Source organism: Emticicia fluvialis, from assembly GCF_024793945.1.
Lineage (GTDB): Bacteria > Bacteroidota > Bacteroidia > Cytophagales > Spirosomataceae > Emticicia > Emticicia fluvialis.
This window is the reverse complement of record NZ_JANUSD010000018.1, coordinates 84,264-98,571: the sequence shown is the minus strand read 5'-3', so window position 1 is coordinate 98,571 and position 14,308 is coordinate 84,264. Positions and strand designations below refer to the sequence as shown.

Annotated in this window: 12 protein-coding genes and 1 pseudogene; 5 read left to right on the top strand and 8 right to left on the bottom strand. The window is 41.9% G+C overall.

Translation table 11 applies throughout. The features are described from left to right. Positions 1–197, top strand: a pseudogene (locus tag NZ848_RS18930) (hypothetical protein); the annotation flags it as partial. Positions 198–345: 148 nt separating this feature from the next. On the opposite strand, the gene NZ848_RS18925 reads toward NZ848_RS18930, so the two are convergent. Next, entirely contained in the window at positions 346–1,662 is a 1,317-nt protein-coding gene (locus NZ848_RS18925) for a Gfo/Idh/MocA family oxidoreductase (RefSeq protein WP_253528036.1), read from the bottom strand. A 354-nt stretch (positions 1,663–2,016) separates the two neighbouring features. Here NZ848_RS18925 and NZ848_RS18920 point away from each other — a divergent pair, with 354 nt between their 5' ends. Together NZ848_RS18920 and NZ848_RS18915 are read left to right on the top strand one after the other, a co-directional pair. After that, positions 2,017–2,502, top strand: coding sequence for a helix-turn-helix transcriptional regulator (locus tag NZ848_RS18920; protein WP_259016846.1), 486 nt, complete (start codon positions 2,017–2,019; stop codon positions 2,500–2,502). Positions 2,503–2,615: 113 nt separating this feature from the next. Further along, positions 2,616–3,143: a DUF4199 domain-containing protein gene (locus NZ848_RS18915; RefSeq protein ID WP_253528068.1), complete on the top strand. Its 528-nt coding sequence runs from the start codon at positions 2,616–2,618 to the stop codon at positions 3,141–3,143. Positions 3,144–3,469: 326 nt separating this feature from the next. Here NZ848_RS18915 and NZ848_RS18910 read toward each other — a convergent pair whose 3' ends face one another. From NZ848_RS18910 to NZ848_RS18880, 7 genes are all read right to left on the bottom strand, one after another. After that, positions 3,470–4,447: a formylglycine-generating enzyme family protein gene (locus NZ848_RS18910; protein WP_259016845.1), complete on the bottom strand. Its 978-nt coding sequence runs from the start codon at positions 4,445–4,447 to the stop codon at positions 3,470–3,472. Positions 4,448–4,521: 74 nt separating this feature from the next. Beyond that, on the bottom strand, positions 4,522–6,981 hold the full coding sequence (locus NZ848_RS18905; protein ID WP_259016844.1) for a bifunctional UDP-N-acetylmuramoyl-tripeptide:D-alanyl-D-alanine ligase/alanine racemase: 2,460 nt from the start codon (positions 6,979–6,981) through the stop codon (positions 4,522–4,524). A 42-nt stretch (positions 6,982–7,023) separates the two neighbouring features. Further along, positions 7,024–7,461, bottom strand: coding sequence for a hypothetical protein (locus NZ848_RS18900; RefSeq protein WP_101725869.1), 438 nt, complete (start codon positions 7,459–7,461; stop codon positions 7,024–7,026). 79 nt (positions 7,462–7,540) lie between these two features. After that, the gene (gene coaD / locus NZ848_RS18895) at positions 7,541–7,996 is read right to left on the bottom strand and encodes a pantetheine-phosphate adenylyltransferase (RefSeq protein ID WP_101725870.1); all 456 of its coding nucleotides are present in this window, start codon (positions 7,994–7,996) and stop codon (positions 7,541–7,543) included. Positions 7,997–8,199: 203 nt separating this feature from the next. Then, a complete protein-coding gene (locus NZ848_RS18890) occupies positions 8,200–9,687 on the bottom strand; it encodes a glycoside hydrolase family 5 protein (RefSeq protein WP_259016843.1) in 1,488 nt (495 codons plus the stop codon). A 455-nt stretch (positions 9,688–10,142) separates the two neighbouring features. Beyond that, positions 10,143–11,048, bottom strand: coding sequence for a DUF3822 family protein (locus NZ848_RS18885; protein WP_259016842.1), 906 nt, complete (start codon positions 11,046–11,048; stop codon positions 10,143–10,145). Between the two features lie 39 nt (positions 11,049–11,087). Beyond that, the gene (locus NZ848_RS18880) at positions 11,088–11,537 is read right to left on the bottom strand and encodes an NUDIX domain-containing protein (protein WP_259016841.1); all 450 of its coding nucleotides are present in this window, start codon (positions 11,535–11,537) and stop codon (positions 11,088–11,090) included. Between the two features lie 157 nt (positions 11,538–11,694). On the opposite strand from NZ848_RS18880, the gene NZ848_RS18875 reads away from it, so the two are divergent. Next, positions 11,695–13,119 (top strand): ATP-dependent DNA helicase, encoded by a 1,425-nt coding sequence (locus NZ848_RS18875; protein ID WP_259016840.1) that lies wholly within the window; start codon positions 11,695–11,697, stop codon positions 13,117–13,119. Between the two features lie 12 nt (positions 13,120–13,131). Further along, on the top strand, positions 13,132–14,214 hold the full coding sequence (corA, locus tag NZ848_RS18870) for a magnesium/cobalt transporter CorA (RefSeq protein WP_259016839.1): 1,083 nt from the start codon (positions 13,132–13,134) through the stop codon (positions 14,212–14,214). Positions 14,215–14,308: the final 94 nt, after the last annotated feature.

Genomic DNA, 14,308 nt, shown 5'->3' with positions numbered 1-14,308 from the left:
CAAGATTTACTTTAAGGGGTCTTCAGAAGGTAGGTATTGAGTTTGGCCTGATGGCTATCGGGCATAATCTGAGAAAGTGGGCAGCAAAACGCCTGTCTGAACAAGAAAATCAACAAAATTCAGCATCTACCGCTCAAAATAGGACTATTGCTATACTTTTTGAATCTTACCAGGTAAAATATCGCTACGCCGCTTAGTAAAACCCGAATCATTCCTATCTAAACTAAAAAAAGAAGCTGCCCCTTTTTGGACAGCCTCTTTTATTGTTTTATAACGTATGATTGTTTCTAATTCAGATACCTGGTCTCCCGAGGCCTGAAGAACGGAATATCATTCCGTTCAACGTTAAACCGCCTTAGTTTTACCCGGCATCGGAATCGGATACCAACCATCTTTGTCTGGCAAAACTTTGGGTAGCGTATCCCAGGTATATTTATCAGGCATCAGGTTAATTTCAGAGTTAAGGGCTTCTTCCCATTTCACACGTTTACCTGAATAACTGGCCATGCGACCCATAATGGCTGTCATTGTACTTTTTGCACCGTTTTCAGCGTCATTCAAAGGCTTGTTGTTCACAATGGCATCAAATAACACATCGTGTTCTACCTGATACGGGTTTTTATCGCCATCGCCTTTGTGTCTCCAGATACTGTTACCTTTCAGGTCATAAATTCTACCCTCAGTAGCACGGCCTTTAGTACCAATCAGGTGCTCTGAAACGTCAGAAACCGTACCCGGCTGGTGGCGGCAATAGCTGTTCAGAATCATGCCGTCGGCATATTTAAACTCTATTGCGTGGTGGTCATATATTTCACCGAATTTTTTATCGGTTCTTACCTGGCGTCCGCCCATACCTAATGCTTCGGTAGGGTACCCACCTTTAAACCAGTTGATAACGTCAATGTTATGGATGTGCTGCTCATTGATGTGGTCGCCGCAAAGCCATACAAAATAGTACCAGTTACGCATCTGGTATTCCATCTCTGTCTGGCCGGGTTGGCGCTCATTTACCCACACACCATCGTTATTCCAGTAACAACGGGCAGAAACAATATCACCTATGGCACCTTCAGTGATAACTTTGTTGTAAGTCTCAAGATATGATTTCTGATAGTGACGTTGCAAACCAACCACTACTTTCAGGTTCTTCTTTTTCGACTCTTCGGCCGCTGCCAACACACGGCGGATACCAGGGGCATCAGTTGCCACAGGTTTTTCCATAAAAACGTGCTTGCCCTGGCGCACCGCCTCTTCAAAATGAATAGGACGGAAACCCGGAGGGGTTGTCAACAATACTACGTCTGCCAATGCAATGGCTTGTTTGTAACCATCAAAACCTGTAAACTTACGGTCTTCAGGTACATCAATCTTACTTTTTACACCTTTTCCGGGTTCTTTTTCGGTTGTAAGGTTTTTATAGCATGAGTCTATTCTATCACGGAAGGCATCGGCCATTGCTACCAGTTTCACATTTTGCTTTACAGAGAGTGCCTGCATGGCCGCACCTGTTCCACGTCCGCCACAACCAATCAAAGCAATTTTGATGGTATCATCAACAGAAGAGTTGGCTGCTGACTCAAATGGAAGACTGGTAACAGACAATCCACCTGCTACTACAGCAGACGCCTTTACAAAATCCCGGCGAGAAAAGTTTGTGTTCATTTGTTTGAGAGGTTATACGAGTTGATATTTTTCAGAAAACAAATTTATCTTATTTCCTGAAATTTTCATGTTTTTTTTTGGAAAATGTCAAGCCGCTTATTCTTAATTACTTGAAAATCAATTTAATTATCGATAATTTTGATTATAACTTACAACAGCATAGGTCATTATAAATGAAGCATTTCAGAATAATGAAACCTTTATTTACTAACGGTTTAACCAATGACCGGCAAAAATATAGAACAAAACCGCCGGATTCCGGAATACAAGCGTGGGAAAGCATGGCATGACCATCAATAAAAAACTAATTGCTGAATACCCGGCAGCCGGGCAATATACCTGAACATGCTGAAGATGATTCGTGAATTTCTGATAAGAAATAAACAAACTGTAATGTATGGCGTAAGCCTGGCCATACTACTGTTTTTGCTGAAATGGCTAGAGCTGCGGTTCATACTTTTTAGTCACTCAATGGAAATTTACATTGGGTCCATTGCCCTTTTATTTACCGGCCTGGGCATTTGGCTGGCATTAAAACTGATGTCTCCTAAAGTAGAAGTTAAGATTGTAGAGCAATTGATTGAAAAGCGGGTAACAAAACAAAACAACGATGAATTTGAGTTGAATGAAGCATTGCTACTTGATTTAGGCTTGAGTAAAAGGGAACTGGAAGTATTGGAATTGATGGCCAGCGGGCTAAGCAATCAGGAAATTGCCGGCAAACTGTTCGTTTCGCTCAATACGGTAAAAACGCATACATCAAACGTGTTTGAAAAACTGGATGTAAAAAGGCGCACCCAAGCCATAGAAAAAGCAAGGCGACTGAGCCTTATTGCCTGATTATGCTCATACTTTGGTATGAAAAATCAGGTCTCGAGTCAAAATCACCCAAAAGTATGAGCCCCAATTGATTTTTTGATGCCAGTTTTACGACCTAAATAAAACAAAATACTATGAAAAGAATTGTACTTGTAAGTGGACTCATAGCAGGGCTAATTGTGTCTACATTTATGGTTTGCTCAACGGCATATTGCTATGCCACCCAACAGTTTGAGGGCAGTATCTGGGTGGGGTATGCCTCTATGTTATTGGCTTTCTCGCTGGTTTTTGTGGGCATAAAAAACTACCGCGACAAACACAAAAACGGTGTTATCAGTTTTGGGCAGGCCTTTAAAGTGGGTTTGCTGATTAGCCTGGTTGCTTCTACGGTTTACGTGGTAGTCTGGACGATTGACTACTATGTATTTGTACCTGACTTTATGGAGGTTTATTCTACCCGCATGATAGAAAAGGCAAAGGCCAGCGGAGAAACAGCAGCTAATATACAGGAAGAAATAGCCATGATACAGCAATCGGCAGGCATTTATAAATCGCCCCTGGGGGTTATTGCTTTTACTTATTTTGAGATACTACCTGTGGGCTTGTTGGTAACACTCATTAGCGCATTGATACTAAAAAGAAAACAAGCAGTGGCAGGGTGATAATTGAGTGATTGAGCGGGCGGCGTTCAGCTGAATGAGTGATTGAGTGATTGAGTGATTGAGTGATTGAGTGATAAATTTAACTTAATCAGTTGATTTCATACCTGTTTAGTATAAAAAAATGGTGAATGCCGATAATTTTTATCAAGGCATTCACCATTTAATTTTATAGCAATTCGTATGTGCTAACTCGCCATCTGTTCATTCGCAATTCAGCCAATCACTCATTCAGCGGAACGCCCGCTCATTCATTAATTCAGCGTAACACCGCCCGCTCATTCACTAATTCACTAATTCACTAATTCACTAAATGCCCCATTCCCAAATCAAGGTATATCCTTAGGAGGGCGGGCAAAGTATGCTTCTATTTCTTCTTTAGATGGCTGTTTTACGGGTCTTACTACCCTGAAACCCAGAAAAGGTGCATCGGTCAACCACCAGTCAGACTTAGGAATCTGAGGGTCACGTTGTTTCAGTTCAGGAGTTGACGTTTTGCGAGCAGCGCTACGGAGTTTGTCGGCGTCGTCGTCCCAGTGTCCGCCACGAATCACGTGCGGATAATGCTTCGTTGGTTTTACATAAGGGTTATTAGCAGCCTCAGGTTTACCGTAGAAGTCTGCCACATACAAGTCAGATGTCCACTCGGCCACGTTGCCATACATATCATACAAGCCCCAGGCATTTGGTTTTTTCTGACCAGATTTTTTATAAGCGCCATCTGAGTTATCAAAAAACCAGCCATAGTCTTTCAGCTGCGAGGCGTCATCACCAAAATAATAAGCAGTCTTGCTACCGGCACGGGCGGCGTACTCCCACTCTGCTTCTGTCGGAAGGCGATAAAAATGCCCGGTTTTGGCGTATAGCCATTTACAGAAAGCTCTGGCAGCAAACTGTGTAACATTACAAACCGGAAAACCACTTTCTTTTCCTTGACCGAACGACATCTCTACATAAGGTTGTGTCGGGCGGGCAACTACCCCTACTCTGCTTTGCACTTCGGGTGTGTTTTTAGTATCGGCCACCTCCAGTTCTTTGTTAAAGAAGGTTTCGTACATTTCCCAACTGGTTTCAAATTTAGCCATCCAGAAGGCATCAATCATTACAGTGTGTTGGGGGCCTTCATCTGGTTTGCGGTCTTTTTCGGTAGCAGGGCTGCCCATTGTAAATTCGCCTGCCGGAACGGGTACCATGTCGAGCCCATGAGAAAGCCCCGGAATATGCTCAGTGTAAGGTTTGAAATCATCACTGCGGAAACCGGAAAAAGCCAGTAAAGTTGCGCTGAGAATTATGGATATTTTTTTCACTTAGGTTGAATTTTTAATTTCACAAATATACTTACAGCATCTGTTCTATTGCAAAAATCACGATTTCAGAATACTTATTCTTTATAAAATACACGTTTTACGCGTTCGCTCACACCAGTAAGAATCTCATAGGGTATCGTTCCTATTGAGGCCGCCAGCTCATGTATCGGCAGGTCTTTACCAAATATTATCACCTCGTCTCCCTCTTCACAACTGGCTTCTGTTACGTCTACCATGGTCATGTCCATACAAACATTACCAATTACGGGGCATCGTGTTCCATTAACCAGTACATAGCCTACACCCTTACTGAAACCGCGGTCGAACCCATCGGCATAGCCAATGGCAATAGTAGCAATGCGGGAGTCTTTATCAAGTACACCTTTACGGCTATAACCAATGGTTTCTCCTTTTTTTAGGTGTTTAATCTGCGATATAATGGTTTTAAGTGTTCCAACGGTCTGCAAAGATTTCTGCTCGGTTCCGGTAGCTTCTACACCGTAAAGACCTATACCCAGGCGTACCATATCAAAACGGGCCTCCGGAAAACGGATAATACCCGCCGAATTGCAGATGTGTCGTAATGGTGGTGTTTCACCCGCAGGCAGGGTCTGTATTATTTTATCAGACATCCGTTGAAAGCGGTCTATCTGAGACTTTGAAAAATCATTATGTTCGGCTTCGTCGGCCCCCACCAGATGGCTGAATATAGATGCAATCTTAACAGAAGGATTCGATTTGAGCTGCTCAATCAGGGTATCGATATCCTGTTCCTCAAACCCAAGCCGATGCATTCCGGTGTCTAGTTTAATATGAATTCTGAATGTGGTATCAGGATATGAACGGGCAAAGTCAATAAACCGTCGGAAGATTGAAAAACTGTAAATCTCAGGCTCCAGATTATATTCTTTTAACTTACTGAAAGTTTCGGGCTGAGAATTAAGCACCATAACCGGCAGCTTAATGCCATTCTGCCGCAAAACCACTCCCTCGTCAGGATACGCCACCCCCAGGTAATCTACCCGGTGGTATTCAAGCAGGCTGGCTACTTCGGCGCTACCGCTGCCATAGGCATAGGCTTTTACCATTACCATTATTCTGGTGTTGTTTCCGGCTTTGCTTCGGTAAAAATTAAGATTATTGGTAAGGGCATCCAGATTAATTTCAAATACTGTACCATGCACTTTTTGTATGAGCCTGTCAACGATTTTCTCAAATGCAAACTTTCTGGCACCTTTTATCAGAATCAGGCTGTCTTGCAGTTGGTTAATCGGGTATTGTTTCAGAAACGCTTCGGTTGACGGGTAGAAAACCCCATCATCAAAAAAATGCTGGTTTCTTGAAATGTCTTCTCCTATACCCACCAGGTGGTCAATGCCTTTGCCTTTTACCAAATCGGCAATACTCTTATACAACTCGGTTTCTTTAAGGCCAGACTGCAGTAAATCGCTGATTATTAACACCTTGTTTCTTTTGGTGTGGTGCTGGCTCATAAAATTGAGCGCCATGTTCAGGCCTGCGTAGTCGTTATTATAAGTATCGTCTATCAGGTAGCAGTCATTAATGCCCTGTTTCAGTTCCAGACGCATGGCTACCGGCTTCAGATTCATCAGGGCGTCGGCCATCACGCCTGAATCCTGCCCTTTGGGGGTCAGCAGCAGGCGCGCAAAAACACAATGAGTAGCATTTTCTATAGAGGCATCATCAGTAAACGGAATCCTGAATTCATATTCTTCGGCGTTCCAGTTGATACACAGTGTTGTATAATGTGAGGCTTTGCTGTAAGTAACATTTATGGGGTTCTCCTGGCTCTTAGACCAGCCAATCAGCTGTATACCCGGATTAACCGCTTTCAGCAATAGTTTTATTTCTTCATCTATTTCTTCGTAGTCTTTACAATAGATAAGCGTTTGGCTCTTTTTAAACAAACGCAGCTTTTCGGTAACTTTTTGCTTGCGGCTTCTGAATCCCTCATCGTGTGCCGAGCCAATATTGGTAAAAATGCCAATGGTTGGGCTAATGATTGGCTCAAGGTTTTCCATTTCTCCTGATTTAGAAATCCCTGCTTCAAAAATCCCCAGTGTGTGGCTTTCATTCATTTGCCAGACAGATAAACCAACGCCTATCTGCGAATTATAGCTTCGCGGACTTTTGATGATGGCGTAATCGCGGGCCAGCAGGTTACTCAGCCATTCTTTTACAATGGTTTTGCCATTACTGCCCGTAATGCCAATAACCGGAATGCTGAATTTCTTTCGGTGCGCTGCAGCAAGGTTTTGCAAAGCTTTTATGCCGTTTTCAACCATCCAGAATTTCCCGTCCGGAAAGCGGACAAGTAAATCAGCAGGCGCTGCTTTTTTTTCAACTACAAACTCCCGGACACCCTTCCGGTACAGTTCTTCAATAAAAGCGTGGCCGTCATGCCTTTCTCCTTTAATAGCAAAAAAAATACTTTGCTGTGGTTGAGAAACAAAACGGCTATCGGTAAGCAAAACAGTAGCCCCTGTCAATATGGGTTCAGAAAAGAAGTTCACGGGTATAAACAAAAAAAAGAATGCTGAAGAAAAACAGATACTCTATAAAGACGGCACCAGTTCAAGATTAACGGTACTGTTAGAGGATATTAACTGATTATTGGTGGCTTGCAGTATCAGTTTGGTATTGGCAAGCTGTATTACTTTAAAATCGCCACCGAAACCGGTAATCTGAATCTCCATTATCGTATTATTGCTTTTAAGATACCATGTGCCTGCATTTTTTATTTGCTTTGACACTCTGTCGCGTCCGCGGGTTACGTTGTCTTCCCGGAACTCAAATTCAAGATCAAATATGGCCTGAGCCTGAGAATTCAGCTCGTTGTTTCCCAAGGTTTTTCCGTTTACGTCGGTGTAACGGTCAAGTTTCCAGTAATTGGCCGACAGTATCTTTACCGAAGCAGTGGCAGGATTATTGCCGTCGCTTTTGCAGGCTGCCGCAAAAACTGACAACATTAGTATAAAAAGTAGTTTTTTCATGTGAGTTTACCGTGAGGAAAATAAATTATGGCTGCAAAATTAGTATTTCAGCCTAGAGTAAACGTAGAACGGCGTGTTTTTATTCAAGGTTATACGGTAAAAAATCATTTACCTTGGCCCCGTACTTATGTAGCTCTCTTACAATGGTAGAACTGATAGGTGCCAGTTCTGGCGATGTAATGAGAAATACGGTTTCCAAATCATCTATCAGATGGCGGTTTACCTGCGATATCGTGTTTTCGTATTCAAAATCGGTAGTGTTTCTAAGCCCCCTCAAAAGAAAATTAGCCCCCAGGTTACGGGCTACATTGGCGGTCAGGTCATCATAAGTAATTATTCTTACTCCGTCGGTTCCTTTAAATGCCTCTCTGATTTTCTGCACCATCAGTTCTAAAGGGAAATAGCGATTTTTCTGGGTATTGGTGCCTATACCTATTATTACCTCATCAAACAGTTTAAGCCCTCTTAAAACAATATCAGCATGGCCTTTGGTGAAGGGGTCAAATGAACCGGGGAATAACGCTATTTTTTTCATGTAAAACCAGGGTTAATTAGAATGGGTGAGAAAGCCAGCCAGAATTACTGTTTGCCTTTTTAAGCAATAAAATTAAACCTCAAAAATTTAAGGAAAGGCAAAGTTGACTGAATATTTTAAAACTTTTAATATTTCAGCCGTAAATCTGCAAAACTAAAGGCTTTTCTCATGCCTAATATTCACCTTTTTATATCTTTCTGCGCTTACATTTTCTCAACTCTCACAACAATAGACCTGCTGAAATCGGGCAAGATTGTTGCATTGTTTTTTATTTCTCCTTTGGTCCATTGTTGTTTCCAGGGGTCATAAAACTCTACTCTTACCACTCCGGATTCAAGTTTAAACTTCTGGCTTTTAACTACCCGCGGAGCCTTACCATTTACAAGCTCGGTCTGCCAGTTGTTTTCGCCATCTCTTATCCATACCAGGTCTTTGCCGGTACCCAGTAAACTGTAAATCTTAAGTTGGTTTTCGCCATTGCTAAAGTAGGGTTTGGCATTTTCTTTTACAGGGTCAAATCCTTTAATGGCTTGGCTAAAACGGCCCAGATGATACCACAAGTTATTCTTGTCAACATAAAAATCCCAGTACCAGCTTTGCCCCGGAGCTGCCGAGCCAGAAAAGAATGGAGCAAAAAGTAAATCGTGAAACAAAATACCGTTTACGTCTTTATCAAACAATTTAGATGGCCCCGAATGGTTAGGCTCAACGGCGCTTGTTTCTGCCAGAACAATTGGTTTATCAAGATTAAACGACCTTAAATCGTTAATGGCATCTGCAGCCAATTCATCCATTGGCCCTCTGCAAACCGCCAGTTCGGCCCCCATGTCAAGGTACCGATGCACCTGAGCAATTGAATTATCAGGAATGGCCGAAAATGTTTTATAAATAGACCTTGCCCAAGAGGTACTCATGCTACCCATGCTCTGCATAACCAGATGGTTAGGTGCCAGTTTTTTAACACCCGGAAAAATCTCTTTCATCCAGGCCTCCACAGCTGGCGTAGGCACTCTGGTATGCTCCATTTCGTTCCACAGTTCCCAACCAAATATTATGGGTTTGTTGGCATACCGGTTTAGCCAGAATGCCGCCCGGTTGAGATACACGGCTCTGCCTTCTTTGCTATTAATGTAGTCGGGCATATCTTTAAATTTGCCACCGTTTTTAACAGCATAAAATGGTTTGTCGAAAGCAAGCGAGTAAACAAAGGGCGCCGGATACCCGGTTAAATCTCTGAAATGCTCAAAGCAAAGTTTTAATCTTATCTGGTATTTTTCGGCCAATGCTACAAGTTTATCAACCCGCTGGGCAATAACCGAATCGTAAACACCTATTTTTTTATTTTCAATTTCAAAAGCAGGCGCGCTAAGCCAGATTCTGGCAAAATTACCACCATACTTTGCTGTTTCCTGAAAATAGTGTTCGTATTTCTGCAAGATAACTTCTTCTTTGTCTTCCTGCCTGATAAATGAAGTATTGATACCGATAGGTATAAAGGTATCGCCATTGGTAAGCTGTAGGTATGCCTTGTTCTGAGGGCTTATACGTACATAACTTTCTGCTGCGGGTTTTACAACAGTGGTGTCTACGGGCGGTTTGGTTGTGACTACTTCTGGAGCACAACTCATCACAGACATAGAAAAGAATAATAAAACGGACGTAATCATGCGTTTGCGACTTCTGTTCTTCATTTAATAATAGGGCGTAAAGTACTATAAATAATAGTCAGATTGTAATTAAAAAACGATTTAAACGGTCAAAAGCATGGCTACATATTTATTATTCCAACTCCAGCCTGAACACCCATACCGCTTTCGGTACTGAATGCTTGAATAGGAAATTTGAAATAACAGATTGGTGGATTATTTGCCGATAAAACAAATAAACAAAGGAGAAGCCTCTACAACTCAGGGTACCTGATTTACCCGGTTATAAAAACTATCCAGATGTTAATCTGGTGTTTATCAATCATATGAGAGTACACCCAATTTAACTTAGCGATTGTTGTGAATTAAATCAAAATCTTTTTTGAAGTGTTTTAAATAATTCGATTCGAAATTAACACACAGGCAGGTAATATAAAAATAATGCAGTAAATATCAACAAAAATTTAATCTGTCAGGGATTAACAAAACTAAAGCTTTGGTCAGTAGAGATAATAAGAACAAAAGAGGGTGTAATACCGGTGCTCGGGCATTTCTTCAAAATACTGGCTGAATTTTATTCTGGACGGGTTGGCAGCAAATTCAATATTTTTGAAAGTTTTGTTCAGAAGCACAAACCCCTCTGAAAAAGTGGTTATCTCGCCATAAAATCTAACGGGTACGTCGGCATCCAGTGTAAGCTCGTTCATAATAAACATAACGTAATAAACCATGTCCTGGGCAGTACGGTATTGAAGCCTGTTGCAGAAATGCAGTCGGGCATCCTGAAAATAAACCACCGATACGTAGTTTTCTTCAAAATACAAATGCAACCCTGTGTTGGTTTTATCTTTGATGCTCCCCTCTATCAGCGTACTCAGCAAAGGTTGTGGCGTTATTTTCTTGGCCGGATACATTTCTTTCAGCCAGTTAACCAACTCTTTTTCTACACTGAAAACATTAACAATACCCGAGTGGCCATGTTTAAATTCAAAAGCCTGCTCGAGTTCTGACAGATTTTTACCGGCAGCAAAATTAAGATATTTGGCCATGTCGTCTGGCTGATAAAGCTCATCCGGTATCAGGGTAAAGTGGTTAGTGCTCACGGTAAGCCTGATGCTCTTCCAGTAATTGGCTGATAAAAACGGGTGGTTCTTGTAGATCTGCTTTACGGTAGCCAAAAGCTGGCTGTGCTTAAATAAAGAAAAAACGTGGTAGTCTTCCAGCCACATAACCACCTCATGAATAGTATTATAAACTGCAAAACGAAAACGGTCATGCCCCGCCTCAATCAGCAAATGGCAGTCTGCTATCTGACTCACATCAAAGCGGTCGTCCTTAACCTCAAAGCTAGGCGAAATATTAGTTACAGTGGCCTCCAAATTATCTACCCTATTTTTATTATTCAAAACGGAATATCGCAATATTTTACCAGATAGGCAAAAACATCAGACATCCTGGTTATTTATCTTCCTGTAAAGCTCCTCTGAAACATATTCTCTGTTTTTAACAGGCACCCACTTTACCTCTTTTATTACTTGTATGTGGTGGTCAGCCTCGGGGTCATGCCCTGTTTTTAAAGCTCCAGATACAACCTTTACTTCAAAATACAACTCAACACCATGCAAAGGGTAGTGAATAAACTCCGACACAAACAAAAATCGGCCTACACTTATTTCCAGTCCGGTTTCTTCCAAAAACTCACGCGCCAAAGCAATTGGCAGTTGCTCGCCTTCCTCAACCCCTCCACCGGGGGGCAGCCAAACGTCATTGTCGTTCACAATGCCTTTATGGCACACCAGCAATATCTGCTCATTTTCTATACATACCCCACAAACCCTGACACGAATCTGATGCCCGTAAAATTTTAAGGCTGCTTCCTGCGTTTTAATTGGCATTAGTAATTAGAAAGATTCTGCAAAGATATAGATTACTATCTTAGCGGACTTCAGAAAATATGAATGTTTTTTGAGGTATTTTCTAATAGATTCATAGCTACCTTTTTATGCACGACATATATCTGCTTACTTTGCATAAAATAATGTGCTTCCGTAGATGAACCTTGCCCCAGATATTAAACCTTCAGAAAGGTTATTTAAAAAATTTCCTTTTACGCCAACACCCGGACAAGCCCGCTTGTTTGAGTTGATGGATGAGTTTATTCTGAGTGAGGATAAATACAGAGATGTATTTTTACTGAAAGGCTACGCCGGTACCGGTAAAACTACCTTTATTAACACACTTTTAAAAGTGTTGAAAGAGTTTGGCTATAAATCGGTACTGATGGCACCTACCGGCCGTGCCGCTAAAGTAATGGCAGGCTATGCTAAAAAAAGCGCTTTTACGATACACAAGAAAATATACCGGATGGTAGAGAACACCTATACTGGTGCACTGGTATTTGAGCGGGTAAAAAACAATAATGAAGGCACCGTTTATATTGTAGATGAGGCCTCTATGATATCAGACGAGCGCGATTTTGGCACTAAAAGCCTGCTGCACGACCTGCTGGACTTTGTTTTTGAACAGGAAACCAACAAATTAATACTGATTGGTGATGAAGCCCAGCTGCCCCCCGTGAAAATGAACGTAAGCCCTGCCCTGAATGCCGACCACCTGAGGAACCACTACCACACAGAACTGACCGAACATTGCCTGACAGAAGTAATGCGGCAGGAGCAGCAGTCGGGCATATTGGCCAATGCGACGGCACTAAGAGATTTGCTTGATACTGAAAACCCGGCGATCAGATTAATGACCAGCAGGTTTAAAGATATATACAAAATGGGTAGCGACCGCCTGGAAGACGGCCTGCGATATGCCTATGGGAAGTATGGCCGAGAAAATACGACTATTATTACGAGGTCTAACAAAACAGCGGTGCAGTATAACCGATACATCAGAAACGCCATTAACTATGCCGATAGTGAAATTGAAAGCGGTGATATGCTGATGGTTGTACGCAATAATTATTCGGTTCTGAATGAAGATTCTAAAGCTGGTTTTATTGCCAACGGCGACTTTGTGGAAATAGTAAAGCTGCGTAAAGAGGAAGAAATACACGGTTTCAGGTTTATAAACGCTTCTCTAAGGTTGGTTGATTACCCCGATGAGCCCGAGTTTGATGCCAAACTGATACTGAACACGCTTTATTCAAACGCCCCTACCTTAACGCAGGAAGAAAACAAGGCCTTGTATGAAAGCGTGATGAAAGACTATTTCTGGGCGAAGTCGAAAAAAGAGCGACAGGAATTATTAAAAGCAGACCCTTACCTGAACGCCTTGCAGGTAAAATTTGCCTATGCCCTTACCTGTCATAAGTCGCAGGGTGGGCAATGGGATGCCGTTTTTATAGACCAGGGATACCTGCCCCCTGACACCGAGATTGACAATGACTATATCCGGTGGCTTTATACGGCAGTTACCCGCGGCGTAAAAGAGGTTTTTCTAATCAATTTCAATAAAGATTTTTTTGAGTAATCGTTCCAGGCTATGTCTAAGCATCATAAAAAACTCAACACTTATATTAACAAAAAAGCTTTTACTTCGCCCGGCACATTGGTTTACGTGGGCAAAGAAGTAGCCGAAAGCACCACTATTAAACTTGTAGAGTTTAATCAGGAGGTTTATAACGAAAAAACCACTAAAGTTTTAAATGATTGCCGCCCGTCTAAAAAAGAGAATCAGGTGGTTTGGCTGGATATTGACGGTATACATGAAGTGCAGGTCATTGAGGCCATCGGCAAGCTTTATCATTTACATCCGCTTTTGCTGGAAGACATCCTGAACACCGGCCAAAAACCAAAAATGGAGCATTTTGGCGACAACCACCTTTTTACTGTACTTAAAATGTTTCAGTTTAACACAGAGCTAAACATGATTGAGTCAGAACACGTGGCTCTGGTATTGGGAGAAAATTACGTAATCAGTTTTCAGGAGATTCATAAAGCTGATGTGTTTGCACCTATTTTCAGCCGCTTAAAAGCATCAATAGGCAAAACCCGCCGGGGAAAAGCCGACTATCTGTATTATTCGTGCTGCGACCTGGTAGTTGATAATTACTTTGTGGTGCTTGAAAAACTGGGCGAAAAACTCGAAGAACTTGAAATAAAAATTATTGATAAACCCCAAACCGACGACCAGAAACAATTGTACCTGCTGAAACAAGAGCTGATGACTGTCAGAAAAGCAGTTTTACCTCTGCGCGATATGTTCGGTACGCTCGTCAGAGAGGAGTCGCCTCTTATTCAGTCTGCTACCCATATTTATATAAGAGACCTCTACGATCATGTATTGCAGATACTGGATACCATTGAAACCTACCGAGAAATAGTTGAGAATATACAGAATATTTACCTGACCAGCCTGAGCAACAAAATGAATTCGGTTATGAAAACCCTTACGGTTTTCACGGCAATTTTTATGCCTTTGTCGTTTATAGCAGGTATTTACGGCATGAATTTCGACAACATGCCTGAGCTTCGGCACCCGTATGGTTATTTTTATACACTTGGGGGCATGGTTCTGATAACAGCTACGCTCTGGATTTATTTTAAGTGGAAAAAATATGTTTAATGCAATCTCAAAAGGTTAATCAATAGTAATTACAGTAATTTTCATGTTTTTTTGAAAGGATTACTTTTTACGCACGCCGACCTGCATAAGTTGG

Coding starts and splice junctions, on each gene's coding strand:
- NZ848_RS18875 (WP_259016840.1), top strand. CDS start 11,695: ATGAACCTTGCCCCAGATATTAAACCTTCAGAAAGGTTATTTAAAAAA.
- NZ848_RS18880 (WP_259016841.1), bottom strand. CDS start 11,537: ATGCCAATTAAAACGCAGGAAGCAGCCTTAAAATTTTACGGGCATCAG.
- corA (WP_259016839.1), top strand. CDS start 13,132: ATGTCTAAGCATCATAAAAAACTCAACACTTATATTAACAAAAAAGCT.
- NZ848_RS18925 (WP_253528036.1), bottom strand. CDS start 1,662: ATGAACACAAACTTTTCTCGCCGGGATTTTGTAAAGGCGTCTGCTGTA.
- coaD (WP_101725870.1), bottom strand. CDS start 7,996: ATGAAAAAAATAGCGTTATTCCCCGGTTCATTTGACCCCTTCACCAAA.
- NZ848_RS18915 (WP_253528068.1), top strand. CDS start 2,616: ATGAAAAGAATTGTACTTGTAAGTGGACTCATAGCAGGGCTAATTGTG.
- NZ848_RS18890 (WP_259016843.1), bottom strand. CDS start 9,687: ATGAAGAACAGAAGTCGCAAACGCATGATTACGTCCGTTTTATTATTC.
- NZ848_RS18920 (WP_259016846.1), top strand. CDS start 2,017: ATGATTCGTGAATTTCTGATAAGAAATAAACAAACTGTAATGTATGGC.
- NZ848_RS18900 (WP_101725869.1), bottom strand. CDS start 7,461: ATGAAAAAACTACTTTTTATACTAATGTTGTCAGTTTTTGCGGCAGCC.